Below are 1,640 nucleotides of genomic sequence, written 5' to 3'. Positions count from 1 at the left end.
GCTCGCGAATGCGGTGTCTCAGTTGAGGTGATGGTGACTGACCCGGCCCATTCGCGAGCAAGCCCGCTCCCACAGGATTGTGTGTGAATTGCGGATATAAAAAGGGCCTGCTTCTGTTGGAAGCAGGCCCCTTTTATTTATTGAAGTTGTAACTCAGTAGAACCGGTCAATCACCCGAACTTCATTCTTGTTCTGCATCGAATCCCACGCCTGTTTCAGCGTCTGCAGCACATTGCCGATGAAGTCCTTGTCGGCCGCAGCTTTCTTGCCGACATAACCGTGGCCGCGGCGGTACATCTTCAGGCGGGCCAGCAGGTTCTGGTTGCTGCGGTCGAATTCTTCTTCACCAGCGTGGGGCGACAGGCAGTCGATATGCACCTGACCCGACTTGCTGATCCAGAGAATGTGGCTGTCGTGGCTGTCTTTTTGCGCAGCGAACATACGAGCCAGTTCTTCGATAGTAGGTTGATTGTTCAGATTCATGGTGTTTGCCCCTTGACCAGTCTGGTGATCTTTCAAAGTTGATTCGCTAATACAGGTAGCCCATCGGTTAGTTGATCCCTGGCACCGAAACCAGGACGTCAGCGGTCGCCCGTGTGAAATACGGGGTCATGCATCTGTTGCATGTAGTCGTGTTGAATAACTGCTACGCAATAGCGTCACAACGAGGAGAAGCAGCGAAAACCGGGAGGCTCCTTGACGACGTTTTCAGGGTCGACCACAAGCGTCTTGAGAATTTTCGCCAGCGCTTCTCGTCCTTGTACTGGACGTTCAGGCCAGGTCAGCTTCTTCAATCTGCCTTGTGGGCAGCGTGTATCCGGAAAAAACAACTCGGCGGTCAGACGAGCTTGCTCAAGCGTGTTACCGATGTTCCCGATCGGGGAACGTCTTCATCATGCAAAAGCAAAACGGTGCCGTCAACGGTTTTGTAGTGATTATTTTTGTTCACTACATATTGTCGGACAAAGCGGTTTTGGAATGAGAAAAGATCCGTTCAGGCAACGGATGCGGGGGCGCGCAGGACGTAGAAGGTGCAGGGGTAACCGTCCACGGCGCGCTGTTGGCGGGTGAATGCGCCGCCAGTCAATTCGGGGATCAACCTGGCCCAGAAGCGCTGCGCAGGCAGGTTGGCGTCGATGTGGAAAATCTGCCATTGACCGGGCAGACGGCTCAAGAGGGCAGAGACGACAAACTGCGCGACGCCTTGGCCACGATAGCGTCGGGAGAGGAAAAAGTAGCCGATGTTGTGTTCGGCGCCGTCGATGTGGGTTTCGTCATCCACGGTCACGAAGCCGGCCAGTTCACCGTCGACGCAGATCAGGAACGGTTGGGTAGCTGGATTGCGCCAGTAGTCGTCTTTCGGCTGAATGCTGAAGAAGCCATGTTCGCCGAGCTTCAGTGGTAGCCATTGGCTGAAGTCGTACATGTAGAACTGCATGAGGTTTTCGATGGTTTGCAGTTCGTCGCGGTGGGCGGGGTGCAGTTCGATGGTGGACATTGGGGGGAATTCCTGAAGATTGCGACTTCAGTATTGTCGACTCATACCTTGTGGTGAGGGGATTTATCCCCGATGGATTGCGCAGCAGTCCTCTTGTTTAAGTAAAAGCTGGGGCCGCTTCGCAGCCCATCGGGGATAAATC

2 protein-coding genes are annotated in these 1,640 nt (G+C 54.3%); both read right to left on the bottom strand.

Annotated features, from left to right (window positions below):
- Positions 1–153: 153 nt before the first annotated feature.
- Complete coding sequence (locus tag QMX91_RS31065) at positions 154–483, bottom strand: hypothetical protein (RefSeq protein ID WP_007966852.1); 330 nt, start codon at positions 481–483, stop codon at positions 154–156.
- Positions 484–994: 511 nt separating this feature from the next.
- A complete protein-coding gene (locus QMX91_RS31060) occupies positions 995–1,498 on the bottom strand; it encodes a GNAT family N-acetyltransferase (RefSeq protein ID WP_282413903.1) in 504 nt (167 codons plus the stop codon).
- Positions 1,499–1,640: the final 142 nt, after the last annotated feature.

The organism is Pseudomonas sp. PS01299 (assembly GCF_029960145.1).
GTDB lineage: Bacteria > Pseudomonadota > Gammaproteobacteria > Pseudomonadales > Pseudomonadaceae > Aquipseudomonas > Aquipseudomonas putida_A.
The sequence above is the reverse complement of the archived record's forward strand: the minus strand, read 5'-3'. Positions and strand labels throughout refer to the sequence as shown.

Bases quoted from the DNA above. Each gene is read 5' to 3' on its own strand.
- QMX91_RS31065 (WP_007966852.1), bottom strand. From the start codon at position 483: ATGAATCTGAACAATCAACCTACTATCGAAGAACTGGCTCGTATGTTC.
- QMX91_RS31060 (WP_282413903.1), bottom strand. From the start codon at position 1,498: ATGTCCACCATCGAACTGCACCCCGCCCACCGCGACGAACTGCAAACC.